The following is a 24463-nucleotide window of genomic DNA, read 5'->3' on the forward strand; positions in this document are numbered from 1 at the left end:
CCCCCCGCTTCAGCGCCTTGAGCAAGCGACCGCTCAGACAAAGTTGAAGCTCTCCGAGTTAATTTTGTGCGCCGGCAACCCCAGCCTGGCCACGGCCCGCCGCATCCCTTGCTGCATCGGCCCGGGACCGCAGATGAAATATTCAAGATCCATCCGATTTTCAGGCAGGTGGCGCCCCATCAGCTCGGCGGTAATCAGGCCCCGCTCCCCGGTCCACTGGGATGGTGGCTCCTCCAGGACATGAACCAGTTCCAGCCGCAACCGCTGCTTGAGATCCTCCAGCTCATCGCGGAAGGTTACATCTTCCCATCTTTTGCTGCCATAGAGCAACAGCACCGGCCGCCGATCGTGCCGGTCCGCCATGGTCCGGAGAATGCTCATGATCGGGGTGATTCCCACCCCGCCGGCGATAAAGCAAAAACCGGGGGCCGAATGGCCGTCGATGGTAAAGGAACCATAGGGGCCGTCAAGATAGGCCCGGGTGCCCACGGCGGTACTTCCGATCTTGGCGGTAAAATCGCCCAGCTCCTTGATGGTCAGGCTGACCCCTCCCGACTCCATGGCGCTGGAGGCAAAGGAAAAAGGGTGTTCGCGGATGGTGAACGGGGTTTTGCCCAGGGTCAGCCAGGCGAACTGGCCCGCCTGGAAATCGATGCCGGCATGGCCCAGGGGGCGCAGGCGCAAGGTCCAGGAACGCCCCTGCTCCGGCACCACCTCCTCGACGGTGTAGGGGCGTTTGAGCAGCAGAAAGGGATTGACGACCCGGACATGGAGCAGGGCCAGCAGCCAGGCGGCGCCCATGAGCATCCAGAGGCCCCGCTTGATCGAGCTGCCGGTGTAGTAATCCACCCCCATGATATGGACCACGCCCAGAACCACGGCGGCCACCGAGAGATAGCCGTGGAGAGCCCGCCAGGCCTCATAGCTCAAGCCCAGCTTGAGGCGAAACAGCGAAGTGACGATGACCACGACAAAGGCCAGAAACCCGATCACCCCGGTGACCATCCAGGCCGGCGCCGCTGTCGGATGCAGAAGCAGGAGCAGCTCGGGGCTGGCCAGCAGCAACAACCCGACATGGAGCGCCAGGAAAACAAAGGCGATCAGCGAGATCTGGCGATGAAAATGATAGACCACGTCGATTCCGTAGGGAGCGGTGAAGCTGCGGAAGCGGCCGGTGAGGAAAAACTGCAGCCCCATCATCGACAGCCCGGCAAACCCGATACCCACCGCGAACTCCCGCCAGAAGCCCCGCCCCGGCGGCGGCGCCACCAGCATGGCCAGCAGAGGAGCGACGGCGACGATAAAATAGAGCCCGATCCAGAAACCGCTCCGAAAATGCTGCATGGTCATCGGTCCGGCCCCCTTGCCTCTTTATTTGGCCACACGGGGGTTTATTCCTCCTCTTCCCAACTGAACTCCCCGTAACCGGCGGCGGCCAGCTCCGCCCGGGGAATAAAACGCAGAGCGGCCGAGTTGATGCAGTAGCGCAGGCCGGTGGGTTGGGGGCCATCGGTGAAGAGGTGGCCCAAGTGGGAATCGGCCTGCCGACTGCGCACCTCGGTCCGCACCTGGAAAAGCCGCCGATCCTGCCGCTCCACGATATTCTCCGGCACCAAAGGCCGGCTGAAGCTGGGCCAGCCGGTACCGGAGTCGTACTTGTCCCGGGAGCTGAACAGCGGCTCCCCGGAGACGATATCAACGTAGATCCCGGCCCGCTCGTTATCCCAATATTCGTTATCAAAAGCCGGTTCGGTGCCATCCTGCCTGGTAACCCGGTACTGGAGGGGGGTCAGACGGCGACGCAACTCCTCCTCGCCTTCGGCTCGCCCATCATCCCCCCAGATTTCGGCCAGAAACCGTTCCCGCCCGGAACCGATCCGGTAGGACTGATAGTGGAGGGGATTCTTGCGATGGTAGGCCTGATGGTACTCCTCGGCCGGATAAAAAGGGCCGGCGGGGAGGATGGCGGTCACCAGGGGCAGCTCGAAGATCTGCCGGCGGGCCAGTTCCGTTTTGGACTGTTCCGCCACCTGGCGCTGCTCCTCGTCATGGTAAAAGATGGCGGTGGAATAGCCCCGGCCCCGATCGGCAAACTGGCCGCCGGGATCGGTGGGATCGATCTGCCGCCAGAAGGTCTCGAGCAACTGCCCATAGGAGATAACCTGGGGATCGTAAACAATCTCCACCGCCTCGAGATGGCCGCCGGCGGCGTAATTTTCGTAGGTCGGATTGGAACTCTCTCCCCCGGTATAACCCACGGTCACCGAGATCACCCCGGCCAGTTGGGCAAAGGGCTTTTCCAGGCACCAGAAACAGCCCCCGGCCAAAGTGGCCCGGGCCGGCGCCGATAGCGGCCGCCCCCCGGCCAGGGCCAGTAAACCTCCCAACAGCAGCGAAAACAGGCCAAAAAGAAAAAAGAGTTTCATGATCGGTCTCAACCTCAGGCCAGGGCGGCGATAATCGCCTTGAGAAAGGCGGGCAGATCGTCCGGGGTCCGGCTGGTGATGATGTTACCGTCAACCACCACCTCCCGGTCGACATAATCGGCCCCGGCGTTGACCAGATCATCCTTGATGGCAAAAAAACCGGTGACCTTCCGCCCCTTGAGCACCCCGGCGGAAACCAGCATCCAACCGGCATGGCAGATCGCCGCCACCACCTTTTCCCCCCGGACCATGTCGGCAACCAGCTTCACCATGGCGGGATGGCGCCGCATATGATCGGGGGCGTAGCCACCGGGAATGATCAGGGCGTCATAAGCGGCGGCCCGGACCTGATCGGCGGCCAGGTCCGACTTGGCCTTGATGCCCGCCGCTCCCCCATGGATGGCACCGGCCCGGGAGCTGACCACCTCCACCCGACAGCCCTCCTCCAGCAGCCGGTAGTAGGGGTACCAGAATTCACGGTCGTTGTAGAGCTCTTCCACCATGAGCAGAATCTTCTTTCCTTGCGCACCCATCTTTTTCCCTCTTTCTGTTGTTGCCCGGCGGTCGGGATTGTTAAAGCCCCATTGTAGCAAAAGGAGGCAGGCTCTGAACAGCTTTTTAGTCAGGACTCTCCGCCTGGCCAACCCCAGGGCCGCAGTCGGGGGGCAACTCAGTGGCAGATGGTGGAAACAAAGGGAATTCCCGCCAGAATCAAGTCAAAGAGCTGGAGGTGATGGTACAGATTGTAGAGCCCGATCAGCACCACCATCACCCCGGCCCCCCGCAGCATCCGGCCCCGGACCTTGGCTCCCAGCCAGGTGGCGGTCCCCCCGAAGAGCAACAGGGCCGGCACCGAGCCCAGACCAAAGGCCAGCATGGTAAGGGCGCCCCGCAACGGGTCGGCGCTCTGGCCGGCGGCGATGAACATGGCATAAAGCAGGGCGCAGGGGAGAAAACCCATCAGCAGACCGATGGGCAAGGCCCGCAGGATCGGCGGCAGAATCGCCAACCCCGCCACCAGGCGGGTGAGCAGTTGGGTGGGGCCGGGAAAGTTGAGCCGCATCAGGTTGAAGCGGGCAAAGGCCCCGGCGGTTCCCAGGCCCACGGCGATAATGAAGAGATCGGAAAAGACCAGGGCCACGGCGGTGAGCCAGTTCAAATTCTGGGTATAGGCCAGGGCCGAGCCAAACCAGCCCACCAGGGCGCCCAGGGCGGTGTAGGTGGTCAGGCGGCCGACGCTGTACAGGAGATGAAAAAGCCAACCCGCCCGCCGGCTGTTCTGACGCAGGGGTTCGCTGAGGGAGAGGGCCGCCACCAGGGGGCCGCACATCCCCAGGCAGTGGCCGGAACCCAGCAGGGCGGTGGTAAAGGCCATGACGTAGAGGGGATCGATGAGCTGACTACTCGTCATCGTCACTCATCATCCGGTATTTGGGCCCCTCGGGATCGTCGAACTCGCCCTTGCGCACCGCCCAGACAAAGGCCAGCCAGGCCCCCAGCCCCAGGGCGAGGGAGAGAATGATCAGGGCGATGGTCGAGGTAAGCATCTCTTCTATTCCCCCCGGGAGAGCCGTAAGGAGTTGGCGACCACCAGGATCGAGCTGACCGCCATGGCGGCGGCGGCGTAAACCGGGGCCAGATGGCCGCTGGCCGCCAAGGGCAAGGTTACCAGATTGTAGGAAAAAGCCCAGCAGAGATTTTCCCGGATCACCCGCAGGCAGCGACGGGCAATGGTCAGGGCGGGGGCCAGGTCGCTGAGCCGATTACGGGTCAGCACCAGATCGGCCGCCCCCACCGCGATATCGGTCCCCCCGGCCAGGGCGCAACCCAGATCGGCGGTGGCCAAAGCCGGAGCATCGTTGATTCCGTCCCCCACCATCAGCACCCGGGCTCCACCGCCCTGCAATCTTTCGATTTCGGCCTTTTTGCCGGCGGGATCGATGGCGCTGTGGAAGCGGTCGATCCCCAGAGCGGCGGCCACCCGCCGAACCACCCCGGCATGATCGCCGCTTAAAATCAGCAGTTGCAGCCGGCGGGCCCGCAATTCCCGGACCAGAGCCACCGCGTCGGGACGCAGGGCGTCATCGAGCAGAATCACCCCCAGATGGCGCCCAGCCACCGCCACATGCACCTCGGTTAGTTCCCCGGTCGCTGCCGCCGCCGGGCCGGGCCCGGCCATCGGGATCCCCTCCGCGGCCAGCAGGGCTCGGGAGCCCACCAGTACCGACCCCTCCGGAGCGGGGGCCTTCATCCCCCGCCCGGCCACAACACTTACTTGCGCGGCCGGTTCCGGCCGCAGCCCCCGGCGCCGGGCCTCCTCGACAATGGCCTGAGCCAGGGGATGGGTGGAACCGCTTTCCAACAGGGCGGCCCGGAGCAGCAGCTCCTCGGCCCCCCCGGCCGTTTGGGTAACCGGCCGCACCGCCACCACCTTGGGACGGCCCTGGGTGAGGGTGCCGGTTTTATCAAAGGCCACATGGCTGATCTTGGCGGCGGCCTCCAGCACGTCGCCACCCCGGAAGAGGATTCCCCGGTTAGCCGCCCGGCCGGAGGCCACCAGCACCGCGGTGGGGGTGGCCAATCCCAGGGCGCAGGGACAGGCCACCACCATCACCGCGATGGCGTTGAGCAGGGCCGGCCCGCTGCCGATCCCCCGCCAGAGCCAGAAAGTCAGGGTGGCCAGGCTCAAGCCCAGGACCAAAGGGACAAAGATGGTGGCGATCCGGTCGGCCAACTGCTGCACCGGGGCCTTACGGGCCTGGGCCTCCTCCACCAGATGGGCCATCCGGGCGACAAACGACTGGCCGGCGCTCCTGGCCACGGTCACAGTGAGGGCACCCTGGAGATTAAGACTGCCGCCGACCACCACCTCCCCCACCACCCGCCTTACCGGGCGCGACTCGCCGCTGACCACCGACTCATCCACTTCCGACTCGCCGGAACTGATTATGCCATCCACCGCGAACCGCTCCCCGGGCCGCACCAGCATCAACTCGCCGGGCTTGAGCTCCTGGCTGTCCACCGTCACCGCCACCCCAGCTTCCAGGCGCTGGGCGGTATCGGGGGTCAGATGGAGCAAACGGTCCACCCCGGCGGCGGCCTTGCGCCGGGCGCTGTTTTCAAACAGCCGCCCCAGCAGGATCAGGGTGACGATCATCGCCGCGGTTTCAAAATAGACCTCGCGGCCCACCACCGTGGCGTAAAGGCTGTAAAAATAGGCGGTCAGCACCCCCAGGGCGATCAACAGATCCATATTGGGCAGCCGGCTTCTCAGCCCCCGCCAGGCCCCCACCAGGAAGGGCCAGCCGGAATAGAAGACCACCGGGGTGGTCACCAGGGCGGCCAGGTACTGCATGAAGTCGCGGGCAAAATCGCTGATTCCCTGGAAGTAGCCGGCGTAAAGGGCCAGGGAGTAGCCCATCAGTTGCATGGCCAGGAAGAAGGCGGTGCCGAAACGGAGCAGCAGGTCGCGGGTCTCCCGTTCGGCGGCCCGGTGGAGATTGTCCCGGGTCAGGGGCCGGGGACGGTAGCCCAAGCGGCTGACCGCGGTAAAGAGGGCGGCGGGGGTCAGCTGGTCGGGATCATAGCAGACCAGAACCCGGTGGCTGCCGTAATTGGCCCGCACCCGCAGCACGCCGGGCAGGCCGGCGACAATCTTTTCGATCAGCCAGACACAGGAGGCGCAACGAATCCCCTCCACCAGGAAGGCCAGCTCATCCCCCTCCTCCCCCCGGCGGACATGGCGGGCCAACAGGGCGTCATCGTACCGCAGCTCGAACACCTCGCTCATGCCCCCGCCGGCGACCCAGCTCCGTTGCCGGTAAAAATCCCCCAGGCCGGCCCCGGTGATGATCAGCCAGGCCCCCTGACAGCCCCGGCAGCAGAAGCGGTACTCCTCTCCCCCGCGTTCACTGCGATAAACCTCCCCCGCCGGCAGGGGATCGCGGCAGTGGTGGCAAAGCGCCGCCGCCGGTTCACTGTTGCCGGTCATGGCCGCAAGCCGTTACAGCCTGGTCTCGGGCCAGGAGTCGCCATTGACCCGCAAACGGCGCTCCAGCAGGGCCTCACCCCGGCGAGCCACCAGCAGCAGCTCCACCGGTTCGACGGGAAAATCCACCAGCCGGGCCAGATATACGCCGGGTTCGCCCTCACTGAAGGGAACCCGCCAGTCGGCGGCCAGGGCATTGCCCATCCGGCCGTTTTTCAGCAGCACCACCCCCCCGCCCACCGGCACGCCGGCTCCGTCCAGCAGCCGGAGGCGCAGCTCTTCGCCATCCCTGGCCAACAGGGCCTGCCAACCCGCCTTGGCGGCCGCCCGCCAGGCCCGCTCAGCCAGATGATAACGCTGACCGCTGTGATAGTAGTCGGGATCGGCCACCGGACTGACCCGGCTGGTGGCCAGGGTAATCGACCAGTAGGAGAAGGTCAGGAAGGCCAGGAAAATTCCTGCCAGCAGAAGTTGCCATCGATTCTTAAGCATAGATTCACCTCGTTAAACTACCGGCGGGTAAATTCCAGACCCCGGCGGGTTTGCTCCCGACCCTGGTCATCCACCATCATAAAGAGAAGCGCCACCTTTTCACCGGTCGGGCCAGGGGGAAGAGCCAGGGCGAAATCAAGCCGCCGGCGCTGGCGGGGGGCCAGCCGAACCGGTTCGTTCCCCGGTCCCATGAGCAAAAGGGGTAAACCATCGGCCAGGCGGGCCCGCAACCGGTAGCTGCCGCCTCCGCCCGCCCGGCCGGCCACCCGGGCGGTGAAAAACAGCACCTCCTCCCCGGCGGCGGTGACCCGGCTTTCACCCACCACCACCCGGCTGACCTGCAAACTCAGCTCCTCCCGGGTGGCCAGTTGATAAGCAAAGGTTCCCCAGGCCAGCAACAGCAACAGGGAGAGCAGGAACAGCCGGGGAGAAAGCAGGGCCCGCCAGCCGCGCTCTCCGGTCCCGAAGGTGTAGCGGATCAAGCCATGGCCCCCCTGTCGGGCCATAACCCGGCGGCAGGCATCCAGGCAGGTGGCGCAGTTGACGCACTCCACCTGGGAACCCTGGCGGATATCGATTCCCATGGGACAAGCCCGCAGGCAGGCCCGGCAATCGTGACAAAGTTGGGCCGCCGCCGGGTCCAGGCCCAGGGTGAGGGTCCCGCTATCCAGCAAAATGGCCTGGAAACGCCCATAGGGGCAGAAATCCAGGCAGGCCAACCGCCTAATCCAAACCAGATCGGCGTAAAGAAGCCCGGTCAGCAGCAGGGTAGTGCCCAGGGGCCAGGGGCCCAGGGTCCCGCCCAACAGCCGTTGCCAATAGAGTTGGGGGGGCATGAAGTAGCCGACCAGGGCGGTGGCAAGGAGCAGGGCCAGCAGCAGGCAGCAGAGGTGAAAAAGCAGGCGCCGCCGGAGCGGGCCGCCCATGGCCCGGGGCGTCACCCTGAGCTGCAGGGTCCGGGCCGCCCCCTCGGCCAGTTCCGCCAGCCAGGTCTGGGGGCAGAGCCAGCCGCACCAGACCCGGCCCAGCACCAGGGTCAGGAGCAGCAGCAGGAAGAGCAAGCCCAGCAGGGCCGGGCCCAGAAGATAAAACTCCTCCAGCCCCAGGGTAAAACCGGCGAAATGGAAGAGCCCGCCGGGCAGATCGAAACGCAGCAGGCTCTCCCCGCCCAACCGCAACCAGGGGATCAGCAGGAGCAGAAGCAGCCCCAGCAGTTGCACCCGCCGCCGCCAGGGCCGCAGCAGCGCGGGCGCCGACCCCGGTCCGCAATGGGGTGGGTTCACGCCGGCGGCCATGACCCGCGTCCATCAATCACCGCTCCTGCACACGCTCCTGGTGGGCCTCCATCTTGCGCTCAAACTCGGCCCCGGAACTCCAGCCGCTGAAGAGATAGTAGCCGGCGAACACCACCGCCCAGGCCACCAGCCCAAAATAAAGCACCTTGAAATAGATGGGCAGGCCGGCATGACCTTCCCGGATACCGTCGCTGTGGGGGCCGGCCTGGGGTTCTTTGCTTTTACTCATCTCCATCATCCTCCAGCATTCTGTGTTTGGGCGACTCCAGCCGCTCCTTGCGCTTACCGGCCAAAACCCAGACCACGATGGCGGCAAAGATGGCAAAGAGACCGAAGGTGACCAGCAGATACAAAATCGCCGAAGCACTCATCAGGGCACCTGTTCGCTGTTGATGTAGGTCACGATCTTCCAGAGCCGCTCCTGACCAAGGGCCGCGAAACCGGGCATCCCCCCGGCCGGAATCCCGTCGTGAATCAGGGTATACAGCTTCTGATCGGAATAGTTGAGGCCGGCGAGGCCGGGGGCAAAGCCGCCGGTCAGGCCCCTCCCGTGACAGGCCGCGCAGCTGCTGTTGTAAAATTCCCGCCCCTCGGCAATGGCCCCGGCCTGACCGGCAAAGGGGTTGGCCAGCTCCCCGGTCACCGTGGTTTTGGCCTGCTCCCGCCAGGGGATATCGCTGCCCAGCTTCTGCATATAGGCCACGATGGCATCCATGTCGGTTTTACCCTCCAAGGCCGCGATCTCCTCCTCACTGTAGGGGAACCCCAGAACCGCCATCTTGCGGCGGGTCAGCTGGGGATCGACCAGGCGATTGTCGAGGAAATCATAAGGGGGCATATTGCTGCCGGCAGCCATGGAGGCCGGGTCACGCATGTGCTGATAGTGCCACTGATCCGGGTACTTTCCGCCCACCCGGGCCAGATCGGGCCCGGTCCGCCGGGAACCCCAGAGGTGGGGCCGGTCATGGACGAACTCACCGGACTTGGAGTAATCGCCGTAGCGCACCACCTCGGCCACCAGGGGGCGCACCGTCTGGGTGTGACAGTTGTTGCACCCCTCTTTTACATAAACGTCACGCCCGGCCAGCTCCAGGGCCGTGTAGGGAACCACCGAATCGATGGCGTCCCGTTCGGTATTGACATAGGCAAAAGGAACCACCATGGTGACAACGGTGCCCACCATGATCACGGCGGTGGCCAACAGCAAAAAAATTAGCGGATTTCTTTCCCACATGGCGGACCTCCCTAAACCCGCGCGCCGGCCGGCAGGGCCTTGCTTCCCCGCGCCGTCATCACGATGTTATAGATGAAAACCAGAACCCCAAGCAGGTAAACCACCCCGCCCCCACCCCGCACCCACCAGTAGGGGTACATGGCCAGCACGCTCTCCATGAAGGTGTAAGTCAGACTGCCGTCGGGGTTGAGACTGTGCCACATGGAGCCCTGCACCACCCCGGCGATCCACATGCTCACCGAGTAGATCATTTGACCGACCAGTACCAGCCAGAAGTGGAGGTTGGCCAGGCCGACGCTGTAGATCTCCCGGCCGTAAAGCCTGGGCGCCAGGTAGTAGATCGCCCCGAAGAGCACCAGGCTGATCCAGCCCATGGTGCCCATGTGGACATGGCCGGGCACCCACTCGGTGTAGTGGATAAAGCCGGAGAAGGTCCGCACCGCCTGCATCGGGCCCTGCAGGGTCTGGAGGCCGTAAAAGGTGATGGCCAGGATGAAAAACTTGACCAGGTAATTTTCCCGCATCTGGTGCCACTGGCCGTTCATCGAGAGATAACCGTTGATCACCGAGCCCCAGGAGGGGGCGATCAGCATGATGGAAAAGGCCATGGCCAGGGTCTGGACCCAGTCGGGGATGGGAGTCCAGAGCAGGTGGTGGGCGCCGGTCCAGAGGTACATGAAGATCAGCGACCAGAAGGAGATGATCCCCAGCCGGTGGCTGAAGATCGGCACGCCGGTGGATTTGGGCAGAAAATAGTAGAAGACCGCCAGGGGGGGGACGGTGAGCACCATGGCCACCGCATTGTGGCCGAACCACCACTGGACGTTGGCGTCGTTGGTGCCGGCGAAGGCGGAGTAGGACTTAAAGAGCGAAACCGGCACCGAAATGCCGTTGACCACAAAAAGTACCGCCACCCCGATCAAAGCCGCCATCATAAACCAGAGGGAGATATACATCTGCTCCTCTTTCCGTTTGAAGATGGTCATCACGATGTTGATCGAAAAGGCCACCCAGAGGACCACGATCAGCAGGTCGATGGGCCACTCCATCTCGTGATACTCCTTGCTCTGGGAAAAGCCCAGCAGCAGGGTCACCGCCGACAGGGCAATGACGATATTGAAGAGCCAGAGCTGGAAGCGGGCCAGGCCGGAACTCCAGAGCGGCACCCGGCAAAGGCGCTGGACCATGTAATAGAAAAGCCCGAAGAAGCAGCCCACCGCGAAACCGTAAATCCCGGCATTGGTGTGCAGGGGGCGCAACCGCCCATAACTTAAGTACTCCCCGAAATTCAACTGGGGCATCACCAGTTGAAAGGAGATCACCACCCCCACCAGCACCGCCACCACTCCCCAGAGGATGCTCCAGTGGAGGAAGTGCTTGACGATCGCGTAGTTGTATGCCGGTTTCTCCATAATTCCTCCTTAAAGATTATTGGCCTGGCTTGTCAGCAATGAACTCGGAGAACTTACGGGCCTTGAGCAACGCCTCCACCTCGCGGCGCAGGGAGATCCAGACCGGATGGATGGCGCAGTGGTCGCCGCGCCCGCATTTGCGGGCGTCGGTGGTACAGGTATTCATCAACGGGGGCCCCTCGATGATCTCGATCACGTCATAAAGGCTGATCTCCGCCGCCGGCCGGCGCAGGGTGTAACCACCCCCCGCCCCCCGATGGGATTCAACCAGGCCCGCCCGGGTCAGCTTCTGGATGATTTTAGCCAGAAAGCTTTTGGGCACCTCGCTCTCGGCGGCGATTTTGTCCACCATGCACACCTCGCCGGGCCGTTGGGCCAGATACTGGACAGCGCGCAGGGCATAGTCGGTTTCACGGGTAATCTGCATAGTGGACTTGTTCTATCCTCTATATTCCCCCTTTGTCCATAATTATTTTTTTCCTCGCGCCCCCCACGCTTGTCGGCACCTCCAAAATTGAGTAAATGGGAGGAAACAGGCCGACAAAAAACAACAAAAACGTGACCCCCCCGGCCAGTTTCTTACAATTTTGCAACAAAAAACAGGGGGCCGCAGCCGGGAGGATGGCAGGCTTTTTGTTACGCTAAAACGAGATGATGTCACCGACCCTGCCCCCGACCTTTTCCCTGGCACGGGTTTTGCTGAGACTATTGGGCCGTAACGGTGCGGCAACAAAAAACGGTGCCGCCGCCCCCCGGTCACTACAACTTTTCTATCGAGGAGGAATTTGGAATGTCCGCATCACATTGCTGCCCAAAAGGTAAAAACCGCGGCGGTTGCTGCGCCCACCCCCACCGCCATGACCATGGCCGGAAAGCCATCGGGGCCAGCGTGCCGGAGCTGTTTGGCGCCAACGTCTTCAACGACCAGGTCATGCGGGAAAGGCTGCCCAAGGAAACCTACCGGGCCCTGCAGAACACGATCCACACCGGCGCCTCCCTGCAACCGGAAGTGGCGGCGGTGGTGGCCAACGCCATGAAGGACTGGGCCATCGAGCGGGGAGCCACCCATTACACCCACTGGTTCCAGCCCTTAACCGGCGCCACCGCCGAAAAACACGACTCCTTCATCGCCCCGGCCATGGACGGCTCGGTGATCATGGAGTTTTCCGGCAAGCAGTTGATCCAGGGCGAGCCCGATGCCTCCTCCTTCCCCAGCGGCGGCCTGCGGGTCACCTTCGAGGCCCGGGGCTACACCGCCTGGGACTGCACCTCGCCGGCCTTTCTGAAGGAGGATGGGGGCGGCAACGTTACCCTCTGTATCCCCACCGCCTTCTGCTCCTACAAGGGGGAGGCCCTGGACAAGAAAACCCCGTTGCTGCGCTCGATGAACGCGGTCTCCAAACAGGCCCTGCGGGTGCTCAAGGCCCTGGGCAACACCACCTCGACCAAGGTGATCCCCACGGTGGGCGCCGAGCAGGAATACTTCCTGCTGGACCGGGAGTTCTTCAACAAGCGGCTGGACCTGATGAGCTGCGGCCGCACCCTCTTCGGGGCCCCGGCCCCCAAGGGCCAGGAACTGGAAGACCAATACTTCGGAGCAATTAAGGACCGGGTGGCGGCCTACATGCACGACCTGGACATCGAATTGTGGAAGATGGGGGTTACCTCCAAAACCAAGCACAACGAAGTGGCGCCCTCCCAGTACGAGATGGCTCCGGTTTTCACCTCCACCAACATGGCCGCCGATCACAACCAATTGGTGATGGAGACCATGAAGAAGGTGGCCCTGCGCCACAACATGGTCTGCCTGCTCCACGAGAAGCCCTACGCCGGGGTCAACGGTTCGGGCAAGCACAACAACTGGTCACTGGCCACCGATGACGGCATCAACCTGCTGGAGCCGGGCCAGACCCCCGAGGACAACGCCCAGTTCCTGGTCTTCCTGGCCGCCCTGGTCACGGCGGTGGATCGCCACGCCGACATCATGCGGGCCACCTGCGGCAGCTCGGGCAACGATCACCGTCTGGGAGCCAATGAGGCGCCGCCGGCCATCATCTCCATCTTCCTGGGCCAGGAGTTGACCGATATCCTGGAGAAGCTGGCCAAGGGCGAAAAAGTCTGTTCGGCAAGCGGCTGTCAGTTTCTTAAGATCGGGGTGGACTCCCTGCCCGACCTGCCCCGGGACAACACCGACCGCAACCGGACCTCGCCCTTTGCCTTCACCGGCAACAAGTTCGAGTTCCGGATGGTGGGCTCCTCCCAGTCGATCTCCGGTCATAACGTGGCCTTGAACACCATCGCCGCCGAAGCCCTGGACGAGATCGCTACCCGGCTGGAGAAGGCCAAGGATGTCAACAAGGAGATCCAACTGCTGATCAAGGAGACCGTGGCCCAGCACAGCCGGATCATCTTCAACGGCAACAACTATTCCGAACAGTGGGTCAAGGAGGCGGAAAAACGCGGCCTGCCCAACGTCGGTAACACCGTCGACGCCCTCAAGGCCATCGCCTCGCCCAAGGCGATCAAACTCTTCGGCAAGTACAGTGTGCTGAGCAAGGATGAGCTCCACTCCCGCTACGAGATCTACGTGGAGCAGTATGCCAAGCACATCAACATCGAGGCCCGGGCCGCCCTGCAGATGACCCGGCGCCAGTATATTCCGGCGGCCATCCGCTATCTCGGGGTGCTGGGCTCCTCGGCGGCGGCCAAGAGCGGGGTGGCCAAGAAACTGCAGGAGCAGGTAGCCACTCTGCTTGATTCGATCCACGCCAAGGCCGACAAGCTGGAGAAGGAAGCCGACAAGGCCGGTGCCATCGCGTCCACCGAAAAGCAGGCTGCCGCTTTCCGCGACAAGGTGATGGCCGCCGCCCTTAGCCTGCGCCTGGATGTGGACCAGTTGGAGGAACTGGTACCGGCGGATCTCTGGCCGGTGCCCACCTACAACGACCTGCTGTTCAGGCTGTAACATGCACTGCCAGGCGTGCGGACTGGAAATACCGGCCCAATCCCGCTTCTGCATGCACTGTGGGCAGGCCCAGCCAACCCCGCCGGAGGCCTTGGCCGCCAGCGGCCTGCTGACCGAGCCGGTTACCGGAATGGAATTGCTTCCGGTAACCGGCGGCAGCTTCCGGATGGGCAATATCTGGGAGGATGGGGGACTGGACGAGAAACCGACCCATCTGGTGGAGGTGGCCCCTTTCCACCTGGGTCGCACCCCGGTTACCCAGGGCCAGTGGCGACAGGTGATGGGGAACAACCCCGCGGCCGACTCCGGCGAACTCTTTGTCGGAGATGCCAAACCGGTGGTCAACGTGAGCTGGGACGAGGGCCGGGAGTTTATCCGGCGACTCAACGAACTCAGCCGGGAACATTACCGGCTGCCTTCCGAGGCGGAGTGGGAGTATGCCGCCCGCTCCGGCGGTCTGGAACAGAAGTGGGCCGGGACCAGCAGCGACAAAATCGTGGACGATTTTGTCTGGCACAGCGGCAACAGTGAAGGCCGCCTGCAACCGGTGGGCAGGAAAAAGCCCAACGACCTGGGCCTGCACGACATGAGCGGCAATATCTGGGAGTGGTGCGAGGATATCTGGCACCCCAACTACGAAAACGCCCCCCGGGACGCCGGCCCCTGGCTGGAGCAGGCTGGCGGCAAATTCCCCCCCCGGCGGCGGGTGCTGCGGGGCGGCTCCTGGAACTTTAACATCAGGAACGCCCGCACCACCTATCGCGACTGGAACAACAGCGATTATCGCTTCTTCGTCATCGGCCTGCGCCTGGCCCGCTGAACAGACCAATGAACAAGAACAAAAACATTTTCGCCTTGCTGGATCAAGAGGGGCCTTTTCGGGTGGAGGCCGAACCCGACGGTCCCCGGCTCTTCAGCCCCCGCTCCCGGCAATGGCTGCGGGATTTGCAGGCCGCCGGCCTGGTGGCCAAGTACCGAGTGACCCGCAACCAGCTTTTCGAACTGCTGGGAATCCGCGGTTTCGATGAAATCAGCGCCCTGCTGGCCGACCCGGAGCGGCGGGCGGTGGTGGAACAGCGGGCCTACACCCTGCTGGGCAACATGTTCGGCCTGGCCGGCAACCAGCGGGAGATCATCGCCCGGATCAACTCCTATTCCCGGATCGCCGACGGGGTGATCAACTATCTCCGGGCCAAGGTACTGGCCAACTACGCCTCCTACATTGAGATGACCAACGAGATCGACTCCACCCGCAGTCCCATCGATCTGCTGCTGATCATTTTCGACCCCCGCTACCACCGCAAGGCCCGCTTCGAGGCCAAGCGCAAGCTGATTCTGATGAACCTGGCCGGAACCATCGACCAGCGGGAACGGGAGACCGCCGTGGAGCAGAAATTTCTCCGCTTCCTGGGCTTCCTCAACGACCAGGTCTGGAGCCGCAAGGCCAAAATCGGCGAGTTGGAGATCGTTTATCTGCTCAGCCGCCACCACCCGGAGAGTTTCGCCTGTCTGGAGGTGGAGGTGAAGGGGCGGGAGCAGTTGCCGGCCACAACCGGCCCCAACCAGAAGATCACCATGATCAAGCGCCGCTTCTTCCCCTGGCGCGGCCGCGAAATTCCGGTTTATGTCAGTATCCGCAAGAAACCGCCCGAGGCCAAGGTGCTGAAACTGCTGCGCAAGGGGGAAGAGAACCCGGCGGTGGCGGTGGACGACGAGCTGGGCCTGATGGCGGTGGTGGACTCCACCCTGGAGGTCAAGATCTTCCAGCAGCACCTCACCGAAAGCGCCGGCCGGGCCGGCTCCCTGCTGACCCTGGAGGATCTGAGCGATACCCTGGGGGGCGGCGACCACCAGAGCGCCAGCCCCGGCAGCTCGCCCCAAACCGAGATGTGCAAATTTTTTGCCCGGATGGGCGGCATGCGGGTGGAGTTCATCGTCCACACCAACCGCTCCTTCCTCAACTACATCTACCAGCGCGGGGTCTCCCACGACGAGTACGAGGTGAAGCGGATCTTCGACTCCGGAGTCGCCAGGCTGCTCTTCCCCAGCGATATCTACGAGATCGACATCAGCGAAAAGCGGGAGGCGCTGCTGCGCTGGTTCCGCTGCCGGATCGAGGAGATCTAACCCCCGCTCAAAAAGATATTTTTTCGCTTTCCGCCGCCAGAAAGGCGGTGAACGCCGCATGGAATTTTTTGAATTCACTGATGGCCGCCACCCCGCTCCCGGTGAGGCGGGCGCCGCCGCCGCCCTTGCCGCCCCGGCAAGAAACCACCAAGGGTTCGGCGGCGTGGCGGTTCATGGCGTTGACCAGGTCCCAGGCGTGCTTGTAGGACATCTTCATGGCGGCGGCGGCCTGGTTGATGGAGCCCAGTTCCCGGATCTTTTCCAGCAGCACCACCCGGCCGAAACCGATAAAGGTCTCGCCGTTGTGCTCGATCCAGATCCGGCCCCGGCAGTGGTAACCGGGCCGAGCCTCTTTTCGGGGACCGCCGGCATGACCTTTCTTCATCCTGCCCCCTCCCCGGGCATCACTGTTTACCCCCACCATCGTTGATCCCGGCAAACTGGCCGCCGGCCGGCCTGAAACCGTGCCGGGCCAAAATCGCCCCTCCCCGCTCCGAGCGCGTCAGCTCGACAAAGCGCCAAGCCAACTCCGGCTGGCGGCTCCTGGCCAGGGGGGCAATGAGGTAAACCGGTTCCTCGGCAAGGGGCAAGGCCTCCACCACTCGAACCGCCGCCCCGGCTTTGACCGCGTCGGTGGCGTAGACAAAACCGGCATCCACCTCCCCCCGCCTGAGATAATCGAGAACCTGGCGCACGTTTTCCGCGAAAATCATTTTGCCGCTCAACTCTTGCCAGAGGCCGGCCGCCGCCAGAGCCTCCTTGGCATAACGCCCAGCCGGAACCGTCTCCGGAGTGCCGATCCCCAGCCTGGTCACGGCCGGGGACTTGAGGTCGGCCAAACCGGAGATGGTCACCCGGCCGGCAACCGGCACCGCCAGGACCAATTCGTTGGTAACGAATTGATGTGACTTTTCCCGCTGCACCAATCCCCGCCCGATGGCCTCTTCCATCCAGCTGGGATTGGCCGAGGCGAAAACATCCGCCGGCGCCCCTTGCGCAAGCTGGCGATAGAGTACTCCGGAGGCGGCAAAGTTGCCGATCACCCTCACTCCCGGATTCTCCTGCTCAAACAGGGAGGCCAACTCCACAAAGGCGTCGTGCAGAGAGGCCGCCGCGGAAACCAGCAATTCGGCGGCCGGGGCTGAAGGGGTCGGCAGCAGAGCTCCCCACAAAAACAAAACCATCACCAGTTTTTTCATGCTGCTCACCACCTGGGTTTTAATAATTTGCCGGAGGTCCAGAGAATCGCCACGCAGACTGCCGACAGCAGCAACACCAGGCTGTGGGCCAGGGCGTCATCACCCCGTTGCACGGCGCTGTAGATGGCCAGGGGCATGGTCTGGGTCCGGCCGGGCAGATTACCGGCCACCATCAGGGTGGCGCCGAATTCCCCCATGGCCCGGGCGCAGGCCAGCATGGTACCGGCCAGGATGCCGCGGCCGGCCAGGGGCAAGGATATGCGCCAGAACACCTGCCAGGGGTTGCAGCCCAGGGAGCGGGCCGCATTTTCAAAATTGCCGCTCACATTTTCAAAGGCGGTGCGGGACGCCTTGAAAACCAGGGGGAAAGCCACCACCGTGGCCGCCACCACCGCCCCCTGCCAGGTAAAAATCAGAGTGATGCCGAAACTTTCCTCCAGCCAGCGCCCCAGCCAGCTGTTGCGGCCCAGGGCCACCAGCAGATAATAACCCAGCACCGTGGGGGGCAGGACCAGGGGCAGGGAAAAAAGGGCATCCAGCAGATCCCGCCCCGGGAAACGGTAACGGTGCAGCAGCCAGGCGGCCGTAACGCCAAACACCAAAGCCAGCAGGGTGGCCAGGCCGGCCACCCGCAAGGTTAGCTGTAACGGAAAAAGAAAGGAGGCCTCAAGCATCTCCCATCACCTAAAAGCATGGTTGGCATTCATCTCGGGACAGGAACACCGATACCGTTATATTTAAAATAATATAACGCATAAGGCAATAATTTAATCACCATCTGCCGCGGCAAAGCTCAGACCTGTCCCAGAAAAACCCCTTGCAGCTCTTCACAGGTCAGGGGGCGCCGCAGCTCCCGGGCCGCTTGCCGGACTCTGGCCACCAGACCCGCCGGGGCGACTTCCTCCGGCAACCGCGAGCGATCGGCGCAAAGCCGCTCCGGCTCGACACCCTGGCAGGTCCGCCAGCGCCGCCACTGGCGGTCGATGGCCCGCCGCCCCACTTTAATTCCATACAACAAGTTCCGTTTACCACCCACCAACTCCGGGGCAAACGGCTCATAACTGGCGGGATCCACGGCCAGGGCCGCCAGGTGCAAGCCGGTCTCACAGGCAAAAATCTCACTTCCCACCACCGGGCTGTGGGGAGCAACCCCGCGACCGATCTCCCGGGCCAGGCCGGCGCAAAGCTGGGGCAGGCCGGTCAGGCGATAGGGTCTTTGCCGCCGCAGGGCCAGAAAACCCGCCACCTCTTCCAGCCGGGCCAGGCCGGCCCGCTCCCCCAGCCCCAGCAGGGAGACATCGGCCCAATCCGCCCCCGCCTCCAGGGCGGCAATGGCGTTGGCGGCGGCCATCCCGAAATCGTTGTGGGTATGGACCCCGATGGCGATTCGGCTCCCAGCCTGGCGACGCACCCGCCCGACCAGTTCAACCAGTTCCGCCGGGGTGGCCACCCCCACCGTATCGGCCAGCCGAATCCGGTCTACCCCCTGCCGCCGAGCCAGTTCAACCAGCTCGGCAAGAAACCGGGGCTCGGCCCGGGTGGCGTCCTCCAGCCCCAGGGCCAGGCAGCTCACCCGGCCCCGAGCCCGGGCCAGGGCGGCGGCCACCAGCTCCTCGACCTGCCGCTGGTTCCGCTGCAGTTTGGTTCGCAGCAGCACCGGCGAAACCGGCATGGAGAGGGCCAGCACCTCGGGCGCCAGGGCCAGGGCCTGATCGATATCCTCGGCCCGGCAGCGGCACCAGATGGCCAACCGGCTGGCGCCGGCCTGGCGCCGGCAGCCGGCAACCAGGCGGGCCAACTCATCATCGCCAGCCCTGACCGGCCCCAATTCGATCTCCTCGACCCCCATGGCGACCAAAGCGGCGGCCAGCTCCACCCGGCGCTTAAGGCTCAAATCCACCCCCACCGCTTGCATCCCTTCCCGCAATGTGCTGTCAATCAAGCCTTGCATCTTCACACCTCTCCACTCAAGATCAACCGCAACCAGCCCCCGAGCCCTGACAGCCTCCGGCGGAACAGGACTTGACCTTGCGGGTTTTATAGAGGGCCGGGTTGCCCCCTTCATAGATCGCCTTCAATCCTTCATTGATAAAGCCGTTCATCTCCACGGTGCGCAAACCCGCTTCCCGGAGAATCTCCCGGGGGGTCTCCCCCGCCCCGCTGACCAGCACCGCCCGGCAATCGTTCAAGATCCGAGCCAGCGAGATCCAGCGGCGGACTCCCCCGCCCCGGGGCGGGGCCGGTCGTTGCTCCAGCAAGCGGTACTGCCCATCCTGCCGCGCGAAAATCTGAAAATGTTCCGCCTCGCCCAGGTGCTGATTGACCAGAATCCCCTCCATGCTGGCCACCGCCACATAGGGGCGGTCGGCGGGGGCCGGCGGCGGCAGGGTGGCGCAGGCCGACAGACAGCCGCGAAACTGTTCGGTGCGGTCCTGATCGAGCAGGCCCACCGCGTCGGCCCGGCAACGGGTGCAGTGCCGCATCTGGGGCAGAAACTCCTCGGCCTTGCTCCGCATGGCGGCAATTTCCTGCTTGCTCGGTTCGCTGATCCCGGCAAAGGGGGTGCCGGCATTGGGAAACAGGGCCATGCAGTTGAAGAGGTCGGCCCCCAGATCCCGCATCGCCTCCGCCACGGTGGTAATATGGTGGTCGTTGATCCCGGGAACCATGATGCAGTTGATCTTGACCGTGATTCCGGCCAGCTTCAGTTTACTGATTGCCGCCAGTTGCCGGCTCAGCAACAGTTCAGCGGCCTGCCGGCCTCGGTAGAGGACCTTACCGTCCCGCACCCAGCTGTATATTTGGGCCCCGATCTCCGGATCCACCGCGTTGACGGTGATGGTCACGTGGGAAACGTTGAGGGCGGCCAGTTCGGCGATATGGGGCCCGATATTCATCCCGTTGCTGGCCAGACAGAGCAGCATTTGCGGATATTTTTCGCTGATCAGGCGCAGGGTCTCCATGGTTTCATCGGCGTTGGCAAAGGGATCGCCGGGTCCGGCGATCCCCACCACTTTTATCCGGGGCTCCTGCTCCAGGACCCGGTCCAGATAGACCAGGGCCTGTTCGGGAGAAAGCACCGTGGAGGTCACCCCGGGGCGGGACTCATTGACGCAATCGTATTTACGGTTGCAGTAGTTACACTTGATGTTGCAGTTGGGGGCCACCGGCAGGTGGACCCGCCCGAACTGGCCTTTCACCGCCGGGTTGAAACAGGGATGCTGGGATCGGTCCGCCGTCATCTTCATCTTTAACTCCTCTCTATAGTCATTAATATTTACATATAGCTGTAGCCGATGGGGGAATCGTCCTGCTTGCGGGCGATCAGGGCATTGACCAACCGGTCGAAAAGCTGCTGGCCCCCCTGGTAGCCCAGGTGGAGAAGGCGCTGGCCGCCCAGGCGGTCGTGGATGGGGAACCCCACCCGAATCAGGGGAACCCCCAATTCCCGGGCCAGGTGATAACCCTTGCTGTGGCCGATCAGCAGATCGGGCTTGAGCTCCCGGGCCCGGGCGGCGATATCGAAAAAATCGCAATCTTCATAAACCTCCGGCGGCTCGCTCCCCGCCGGCAGCAGCTCGGAGAGCACCTCATCAAGGGCTGCCGCCAGCCGGCCGCTTTTACCGCCCGAGGCGCAAAGTACCGGTCGGACCCCGATCTCGGCCAGCAGCGAGCTAAGGCCCACCACCAGATCCTCCTCGCCGTAAACCACCGCCCTTTGGCCCGAGAGATACTTGTGGCCATCCACCATGGCGTCCAGCAGCCGGCCCCGGGCGGCGGCCTGCTCCGGCGCCATCTCTCCGCTCGCGGCCAGCTCGGCCAGCAGACTGAGAAATCGGTCGGTTTCCCGCAAGCCCACGGGCAGCCCCAGCCGCCGGCGGGGCACCCCGTGCCGCTCCTCCAGCCAACCGGCGGCGGAGAGCCGATCGGGCAGGGTCCGGCCGAATTCGATACTGAGGGGGGCTGAGCCCATGCGGGCAATGGCGGCGATGGCGGTGCCGCCCGCCGGAATCAGGGGGTAGTCGTCCAGGGCCGGCCCGTCCAGGGTCTCGGAAAAATCGGGCAGGATGGTGGCCGGCAGGCTGAATTGGGCCAGGATCTCCTTGAGCAGCCGCAGATCGGCCGGCGAGACCAGGCCCGGCAGCAGATTCAGCGGAGCTTTTTCATCACCCCCCCCCGGAGATTCCGGGGCGGCAAGCTGCTCCACCAGGGCTAAAACCGCCCCGTGGAAACCCTCCATGTGGCTGCCGGCGTAACTGGGGGTGGAGACCCGCACCAGCAGCGGGGAGGAGTCATCTGGGGCCATGAACTCCCGGCGATATTCGCTCAGCAGCAGGTTGAGATCATCGCCGATGGTCTCGGTCAGACAAGTGGTGGCGATCCCGATCAGGGCTGGGCAATACTTGGCGGTGACGTTCTTCAGACCCTGCTTAAGATTGGCGCCACCGCCGTAAATCGCGTTCTTCTCCCCCAGAGAGGAGGAGGCGATATCGATGGGTTCATTGAAATGGCTGATGATATAACGCCGCATGTAGGTGGCGCAGCCCTGGGAACCATGCAGGTAGGGTACCGCCCCCGCCACCCCGCGAAAGGCCAAAACCGCCCCCAGGGGCCGGCACAACTTGCAGGCGTTGGTGGTGGAAACAAAATCCGGTGTTTTCTTGCCCATGACATTCTCCCGTACTTGACCGTGATTGATCAACTTGCAACGGGACAAGAGCAATGGGCATGCCAAGGCGGGGCGGAGCCGAAAAAAGCAACGGGTAACAGCGAAGGAAGGCCAACAATAAAGCTCGACAAAAGAGGTGGTTAAAAAGAAATAAAAAGAGAACCGCTACCGACGATCCGCCCGGAGCCGGCTTCTAAACGGCAGCGGAGATGGGGTCGCCATGGGTCTGGCTTACGACAAAATGGAAGCACTACCGACATTCAGGTGGCCCGCCCATCCGGGCCGGAATCAGGCTTTTCGCGGTTCGCTGCCGCCGGGCGGCAAGAGGTTACCGTTTTGTGAGGCCACCCAGACAAAGCGGGAGCGCGCTTTGCCGCCCTTGTGGGCCGGCACCCGGTAGCGCCGGACCTGGAAGCCGCAACTCAGCAGAAGTCGCTCGAAATCCTTGCTCGGAGCGGCTGACCAGATCGCCAGGCAGCCATCTTGGCGCAAGGCCCGGCGGCAGGCCCGCATCCCCTCATAACCGTAAAGCCGGCTGTTGCCGGTCCAGGTCATGGGGTCGGGGCCGTTGTCGATATCGAGCAGGATGGCGTCGAATTTGGCCTTGGTGCCGGCGATCAACTTGCTGACATCGCCGGTTTTCAGCTCCACCCGCGGATCCGCCAAGGGGTGATCGTTAAGCACGCCGAGGAATAGGCGGTTCCATTCGACCACCGTGGTCATCAGTTCGCCCACCACTACCGCAGCCCGGGAGGGGAGCAGGTCGAGGGCCTGGCGCAGGGTATAGCCCATGCCCAGGCCGCCGATCAGGACGGCGGGGGCCGGGCGGCCGCTCAGGTGGGCGCAGCCCAGGCGGGCCAGCTCCAGTTCCGACTCATGGTGGCGGCTGTTCATCAGGTCCTGGCCGTTGACCTCGATGAAAAAATCGCGGTCGTGCTGGTAAAGCGCCAGTTCGCCGCCGTCCGGGGTGCGGGTGGCAGCCAGTTTCAGTCTGGGTTTCATGGGGAGACCCCGGAATCCGGACGGCGCCTACAGATCTTTGGCCGAGCTTTTGGCGTCTTTTTTGGATTTTTTGGCGGCCTTCTTTTCCTTGGGGCTCATGGCCGGTTTCTTCTTCTCGGCCTTGACGTTTTTGTGTTCCTTGCTCATGGTCGTCGTCCCTCGATGGTGGTTGGTTGATCCGGAGATGCCTGTTGGAATCATTTAATACCGATCCACGACCGGTAGTCAAGGAGGACGATGCAGAAGACCGGCGCCAGGCGGCACAGGCGGAGCAAGGCCTAGGCCACCCGGCGGGGCAGCAGGCGCCAGATTGGGCTGGTTACCGAGGCGTGGACCTCGCGGGCGAAATTGAGCATCCCGGTAAAGCCGGCCAGGATCTCCTTGCGTTCGTGGTTGTGGTCGCAGAAGGCCACCCCCAGCTTGTAGGCAATGGGCCTTTCCTTGACCCCGCCGACGAAGATGTCCACCTCCTTCTCCTTGAGGAAGCTGGCCAGCTCCAAGGGGTTGGAGTCGTCGACGATGATGGTGCCGGGATCGGTGATTTCGGCCAGCTCCCGGTAATCTTCGGCGGTGCCGGTCTGGGAGCCCACCATCACCACCTCCATGCCGACGGTGCGGAAGGCTTTGACCAACGAAAAGGCCTTGAAGGCCCCGCCCACGTAAATGGCCGCCTTTTTGCCGGACAAGGCCTTACGGTACTGCTCCAATTCCGGCAACAGCACCGACAGCTCCTCCCGCACCAACTCCCGGGTCCGGGCCATGATCGCCGGCTCCCGCTTAAAAAAATCGGCCACCGCGTACAGGGCCGCCGCCATATCCTCGACCCCGAAGTAGGAAACCCGGATGGCGGGAATGCCGTAATCGGCCTCCATCATCTTGGCCAGCTCCATGGTGGCCCCGGAACACTGGACCACGTTGAGGGCCGCCCCATGGGCCCTTTGGATGTCGGCGATCCGGCCATCGCCGGTGATGTTGGCCACCACCTCCACCCCCATTTTGGCAAAATAGTCGCGGATCAACCACAACTCGCCGGCCAGGTTGAAATCGCCGAGGATGTTGATGCTATAAGGAGAGATCCCTTTGGTGTCCCCGGTGCCCACCAGCCGGCGCATGGCGTTGCAGGCCGCCTGGTAACCGGCCCGCTTGTTGCCCTTGAACCCCTCCGACTGCACCGGCAGCACCGGAATCCCCTTCTCGGCGGCCACCTTACGGCAGACCGCCTCCAGATCATCGCCGATGATCCCGACAATGCAGGTGGAGTAAACAAAGGCCGCCGCCGGGGCGTGGCGGTCGATCAACTCCACCAGGGCTCGGTACAGTTTTTCCTCGCCGCCGAAGATCACGTCCCGCTCCTGCATGTCGGTGGAAAAACTGAGCCGGTGCAGCTCCGGCCCCGAAGAGAGGGCCCCGCGGATATCCCAGGTATAGACGGCGCAGCCGATGGGGCCATGCACCAGATGCAGGGCATCGGCAATGGGATAGAGCACCACCCGGGAGCCGCAGAACACGCAGGCCCGCTGACTAACCGCCCCGGCCAAACTATCCTTGTCGCACTCCAAATCGAAAGGTTCGCTGCCCTTGCGCCCCACCTGGCCCTGCCGCTCCAGCAATACCGCCGCTTCCATGGTTACCCCCTTTGCCGTGTCTACATCAA

At 63.7% G+C, this 24463-nt stretch carries 24 protein-coding genes; 3 read left to right on the forward strand and 21 right to left on the reverse strand.

The window, feature by feature from the left end:
- Nucleotides 1-33: 33 nt before the first annotated feature.
- The 13 genes from ACHHRT_RS06275 to ACHHRT_RS06335 all read right to left on the reverse strand — a co-directional run bounded on the left by ACHHRT_RS06275 (nt 34) and on the right by ACHHRT_RS06335 (nt 11274).
- Nucleotides 34-1350, reverse strand: coding sequence for a ferredoxin reductase family protein (locus ACHHRT_RS06275; protein WP_395498837.1), 1317 nt, complete (start codon nt 1348-1350; stop codon nt 34-36).
- Nucleotides 1351-1391: 41 nt separating this feature from the next.
- A complete protein-coding gene (gene msrB, locus ACHHRT_RS06280) occupies nt 1392-2426 on the reverse strand; it encodes a peptide-methionine (R)-S-oxide reductase MsrB (protein ID WP_395498839.1) in 1035 nt (344 codons plus the stop codon).
- A 14-nt stretch (nt 2427-2440) separates the two neighbouring features.
- Nucleotides 2441-2959 (reverse strand): type 1 glutamine amidotransferase domain-containing protein, encoded by a 519-nt coding sequence (locus tag ACHHRT_RS06285; RefSeq protein ID WP_395498841.1) that lies wholly within the window; start codon nt 2957-2959, stop codon nt 2441-2443.
- A 137-nt stretch (nt 2960-3096) separates the two neighbouring features.
- The gene (locus tag ACHHRT_RS06290; protein ID WP_395498843.1) at nt 3097-3837 is read right to left on the reverse strand and encodes a sulfite exporter TauE/SafE family protein; all 741 of its coding nucleotides are present in this window, start codon (nt 3835-3837) and stop codon (nt 3097-3099) included.
- Nucleotides 3827-3973: a cbb3-type cytochrome oxidase assembly protein CcoS gene (ccoS, locus tag ACHHRT_RS06295; protein WP_395498845.1), complete on the reverse strand. Its 147-nt coding sequence runs from the start codon at nt 3971-3973 to the stop codon at nt 3827-3829. The genes ACHHRT_RS06290 and ccoS overlap by 11 nt, the downstream gene beginning before the upstream one ends.
- Nucleotides 3974-3978: 5 nt before the next feature.
- Nucleotides 3979-6417, reverse strand: a complete 2439-nt coding sequence (locus ACHHRT_RS06300; RefSeq protein WP_395498847.1) for a heavy metal translocating P-type ATPase — start codon at nt 6415-6417, stop codon at nt 3979-3981.
- 12 nt (nt 6418-6429) lie between these two features.
- Nucleotides 6430-6906, reverse strand: a complete 477-nt coding sequence (locus ACHHRT_RS06305) for a FixH family protein (protein WP_395498849.1) — start codon at nt 6904-6906, stop codon at nt 6430-6432.
- A 17-nt stretch (nt 6907-6923) separates the two neighbouring features.
- Nucleotides 6924-8201, reverse strand: coding sequence for a 4Fe-4S dicluster domain-containing protein (locus ACHHRT_RS06310; protein WP_395498851.1), 1278 nt, complete (start codon nt 8199-8201; stop codon nt 6924-6926).
- A 16-nt stretch (nt 8202-8217) separates the two neighbouring features.
- Nucleotides 8218-8430, reverse strand: a complete 213-nt coding sequence (locus ACHHRT_RS06315; RefSeq protein ID WP_395498853.1) for a hypothetical protein — start codon at nt 8428-8430, stop codon at nt 8218-8220.
- Entirely contained in the window at nt 8423-8572 is a 150-nt protein-coding gene (locus ACHHRT_RS06320; protein ID WP_395498855.1) for a cbb3-type cytochrome c oxidase subunit 3, read from the reverse strand. Before ACHHRT_RS06320 ends, ACHHRT_RS06315 begins: the two co-directional genes overlap by 8 nt.
- Nucleotides 8572-9435, reverse strand: a complete 864-nt coding sequence (locus tag ACHHRT_RS06325; RefSeq protein ID WP_395498857.1) for a cbb3-type cytochrome c oxidase subunit II — start codon at nt 9433-9435, stop codon at nt 8572-8574. The genes ACHHRT_RS06320 and ACHHRT_RS06325 overlap by 1 nt, the downstream gene beginning before the upstream one ends.
- A gap of 11 nt (nt 9436-9446) precedes the next feature.
- Complete coding sequence (locus tag ACHHRT_RS06330; protein WP_395498859.1) at nt 9447-10847, reverse strand: cbb3-type cytochrome c oxidase subunit I; 1401 nt, start codon at nt 10845-10847, stop codon at nt 9447-9449.
- A gap of 16 nt (nt 10848-10863) precedes the next feature.
- Nucleotides 10864-11274: an RrF2 family transcriptional regulator gene (locus ACHHRT_RS06335; protein ID WP_395498861.1), complete on the reverse strand. Its 411-nt coding sequence runs from the start codon at nt 11272-11274 to the stop codon at nt 10864-10866.
- Nucleotides 11275-11637: 363 nt separating this feature from the next.
- Here ACHHRT_RS06335 and ACHHRT_RS06340 point away from each other — a divergent pair, with 363 nt between their 5' ends.
- Genes ACHHRT_RS06340 through ACHHRT_RS06350 form a run of 3 tightly spaced genes read left to right on the forward strand, consistent with a single transcriptional unit; the run spans nt 11638 to nt 15939 of the window.
- Nucleotides 11638-13812, forward strand: a complete 2175-nt coding sequence (locus ACHHRT_RS06340; protein ID WP_395498863.1) for a glutamine synthetase III family protein — start codon at nt 11638-11640, stop codon at nt 13810-13812.
- Nucleotide 13813: 1 nt separating this feature from the next.
- The gene (locus ACHHRT_RS06345; protein ID WP_395498865.1) at nt 13814-14632 is read left to right on the forward strand and encodes an SUMF1/EgtB/PvdO family nonheme iron enzyme; all 819 of its coding nucleotides are present in this window, start codon (nt 13814-13816) and stop codon (nt 14630-14632) included.
- Between the two features lie 8 nt (nt 14633-14640).
- Nucleotides 14641-15939 (forward strand): hypothetical protein, encoded by a 1299-nt coding sequence (locus ACHHRT_RS06350; protein ID WP_395498867.1) that lies wholly within the window; start codon nt 14641-14643, stop codon nt 15937-15939.
- Between the two features lie 7 nt (nt 15940-15946).
- Here the strand turns inward: ACHHRT_RS06350 and ACHHRT_RS06355 are convergent, their stop codons facing one another.
- The 8 genes from ACHHRT_RS06355 to nifE form a co-directional block, all read right to left on the reverse strand.
- Nucleotides 15947-16324: a winged helix-turn-helix domain-containing protein gene (locus tag ACHHRT_RS06355; protein ID WP_395498869.1), complete on the reverse strand. Its 378-nt coding sequence runs from the start codon at nt 16322-16324 to the stop codon at nt 15947-15949.
- A gap of 19 nt (nt 16325-16343) precedes the next feature.
- Nucleotides 16344-17138: a molybdate ABC transporter substrate-binding protein gene (gene modA / locus ACHHRT_RS06360; RefSeq protein WP_395498871.1), complete on the reverse strand. Its 795-nt coding sequence runs from the start codon at nt 17136-17138 to the stop codon at nt 16344-16346.
- Nucleotides 17139-17143: 5 nt separating this feature from the next.
- Nucleotides 17144-17812: a molybdate ABC transporter permease subunit gene (gene modB, locus ACHHRT_RS06365; RefSeq protein WP_395498873.1), complete on the reverse strand. Its 669-nt coding sequence runs from the start codon at nt 17810-17812 to the stop codon at nt 17144-17146.
- Between the two features lie 119 nt (nt 17813-17931).
- The gene (locus ACHHRT_RS06370) at nt 17932-19089 is read right to left on the reverse strand and encodes a LeuA family protein (protein ID WP_395498875.1); all 1158 of its coding nucleotides are present in this window, start codon (nt 19087-19089) and stop codon (nt 17932-17934) included.
- 22 nt (nt 19090-19111) lie between these two features.
- Entirely contained in the window at nt 19112-20386 is a 1275-nt protein-coding gene (nifB, locus tag ACHHRT_RS06375) for a nitrogenase cofactor biosynthesis protein NifB (RefSeq protein ID WP_395498877.1), read from the reverse strand.
- A gap of 29 nt (nt 20387-20415) precedes the next feature.
- The gene (locus tag ACHHRT_RS06380) at nt 20416-21807 is read right to left on the reverse strand and encodes a nitrogenase component 1 (RefSeq protein ID WP_395498879.1); all 1392 of its coding nucleotides are present in this window, start codon (nt 21805-21807) and stop codon (nt 20416-20418) included.
- 288 nt (nt 21808-22095) lie between these two features.
- Entirely contained in the window at nt 22096-22809 is a 714-nt protein-coding gene (locus tag ACHHRT_RS06385; protein ID WP_395498881.1) for a spermine/spermidine synthase domain-containing protein, read from the reverse strand.
- A gap of 278 nt (nt 22810-23087) precedes the next feature.
- Nucleotides 23088-24434, reverse strand: a complete 1347-nt coding sequence (nifE, locus tag ACHHRT_RS06390) for a nitrogenase iron-molybdenum cofactor biosynthesis protein NifE (protein WP_395498883.1) — start codon at nt 24432-24434, stop codon at nt 23088-23090.
- Nucleotides 24435-24463 lie beyond the last annotated feature (29 nt).

The organism is Desulfurivibrio modestus (assembly GCF_044068625.1).
Taxonomy (GTDB): domain Bacteria; phylum Desulfobacterota; class Desulfobulbia; order Desulfobulbales; family Desulfurivibrionaceae; genus Desulfurivibrio.

What these genes read in the sequence shown, in the direction of transcription:
- modA (WP_395498871.1), bottom strand. Translation starts at nt 17,138, where the DNA reads ATGAAAAAACTGGTGATGGTTTTGTTTTTGTGGGGAGCTCTGCTGCCG.
- ACHHRT_RS06290 (WP_395498843.1), bottom strand. Translation starts at nt 3,837, where the DNA reads ATGACGAGTAGTCAGCTCATCGATCCCCTCTACGTCATGGCCTTTACC.
- ACHHRT_RS06305 (WP_395498849.1), bottom strand. Translation starts at nt 6,906, where the DNA reads ATGCTTAAGAATCGATGGCAACTTCTGCTGGCAGGAATTTTCCTGGCC.
- ACHHRT_RS06385 (WP_395498881.1), bottom strand. Translation starts at nt 22,809, where the DNA reads ATGAAACCCAGACTGAAACTGGCTGCCACCCGCACCCCGGACGGCGGC.
- ACHHRT_RS06285 (WP_395498841.1), bottom strand. Translation starts at nt 2,959, where the DNA reads ATGGGTGCGCAAGGAAAGAAGATTCTGCTCATGGTGGAAGAGCTCTAC.
- ACHHRT_RS06275 (WP_395498837.1), bottom strand. Translation starts at nt 1,350, where the DNA reads ATGACCATGCAGCATTTTCGGAGCGGTTTCTGGATCGGGCTCTATTTT.
- ACHHRT_RS06330 (WP_395498859.1), bottom strand. Translation starts at nt 10,847, where the DNA reads ATGGAGAAACCGGCATACAACTACGCGATCGTCAAGCACTTCCTCCAC.
- ccoS (WP_395498845.1), bottom strand. Translation starts at nt 3,973, where the DNA reads ATGCTTACCTCGACCATCGCCCTGATCATTCTCTCCCTCGCCCTGGGG.
- ACHHRT_RS06335 (WP_395498861.1), bottom strand. Translation starts at nt 11,274, where the DNA reads ATGCAGATTACCCGTGAAACCGACTATGCCCTGCGCGCTGTCCAGTAT.
- msrB (WP_395498839.1), bottom strand. Translation starts at nt 2,426, where the DNA reads ATGAAACTCTTTTTTCTTTTTGGCCTGTTTTCGCTGCTGTTGGGAGGT.
- ACHHRT_RS06325 (WP_395498857.1), bottom strand. Translation starts at nt 9,435, where the DNA reads ATGTGGGAAAGAAATCCGCTAATTTTTTTGCTGTTGGCCACCGCCGTG.
- ACHHRT_RS06310 (WP_395498851.1), bottom strand. Translation starts at nt 8,201, where the DNA reads ATGGCCGCCGGCGTGAACCCACCCCATTGCGGACCGGGGTCGGCGCCC.
- ACHHRT_RS06315 (WP_395498853.1), bottom strand. Translation starts at nt 8,430, where the DNA reads ATGAGTAAAAGCAAAGAACCCCAGGCCGGCCCCCACAGCGACGGTATC.
- modB (WP_395498873.1), bottom strand. Translation starts at nt 17,812, where the DNA reads ATGCTTGAGGCCTCCTTTCTTTTTCCGTTACAGCTAACCTTGCGGGTG.
- ACHHRT_RS06380 (WP_395498879.1), bottom strand. Translation starts at nt 21,807, where the DNA reads ATGGGCAAGAAAACACCGGATTTTGTTTCCACCACCAACGCCTGCAAG.
- ACHHRT_RS06350 (WP_395498867.1), top strand. Translation starts at nt 14,641, where the DNA reads ATGAACAAGAACAAAAACATTTTCGCCTTGCTGGATCAAGAGGGGCCT.
- ACHHRT_RS06340 (WP_395498863.1), top strand. Translation starts at nt 11,638, where the DNA reads ATGTCCGCATCACATTGCTGCCCAAAAGGTAAAAACCGCGGCGGTTGC.
- ACHHRT_RS06370 (WP_395498875.1), bottom strand. Translation starts at nt 19,089, where the DNA reads ATGCAAGGCTTGATTGACAGCACATTGCGGGAAGGGATGCAAGCGGTG.
- nifE (WP_395498883.1), bottom strand. Translation starts at nt 24,434, where the DNA reads ATGGAAGCGGCGGTATTGCTGGAGCGGCAGGGCCAGGTGGGGCGCAAG.
- ACHHRT_RS06320 (WP_395498855.1), bottom strand. Translation starts at nt 8,572, where the DNA reads ATGAGTGCTTCGGCGATTTTGTATCTGCTGGTCACCTTCGGTCTCTTT.
- ACHHRT_RS06345 (WP_395498865.1), top strand. Translation starts at nt 13,814, where the DNA reads ATGCACTGCCAGGCGTGCGGACTGGAAATACCGGCCCAATCCCGCTTC.
- nifB (WP_395498877.1), bottom strand. Translation starts at nt 20,386, where the DNA reads ATGAAGATGACGGCGGACCGATCCCAGCATCCCTGTTTCAACCCGGCG.
- ACHHRT_RS06355 (WP_395498869.1), bottom strand. Translation starts at nt 16,324, where the DNA reads ATGAAGAAAGGTCATGCCGGCGGTCCCCGAAAAGAGGCTCGGCCCGGT.
- ACHHRT_RS06300 (WP_395498847.1), bottom strand. Translation starts at nt 6,417, where the DNA reads ATGACCGGCAACAGTGAACCGGCGGCGGCGCTTTGCCACCACTGCCGC.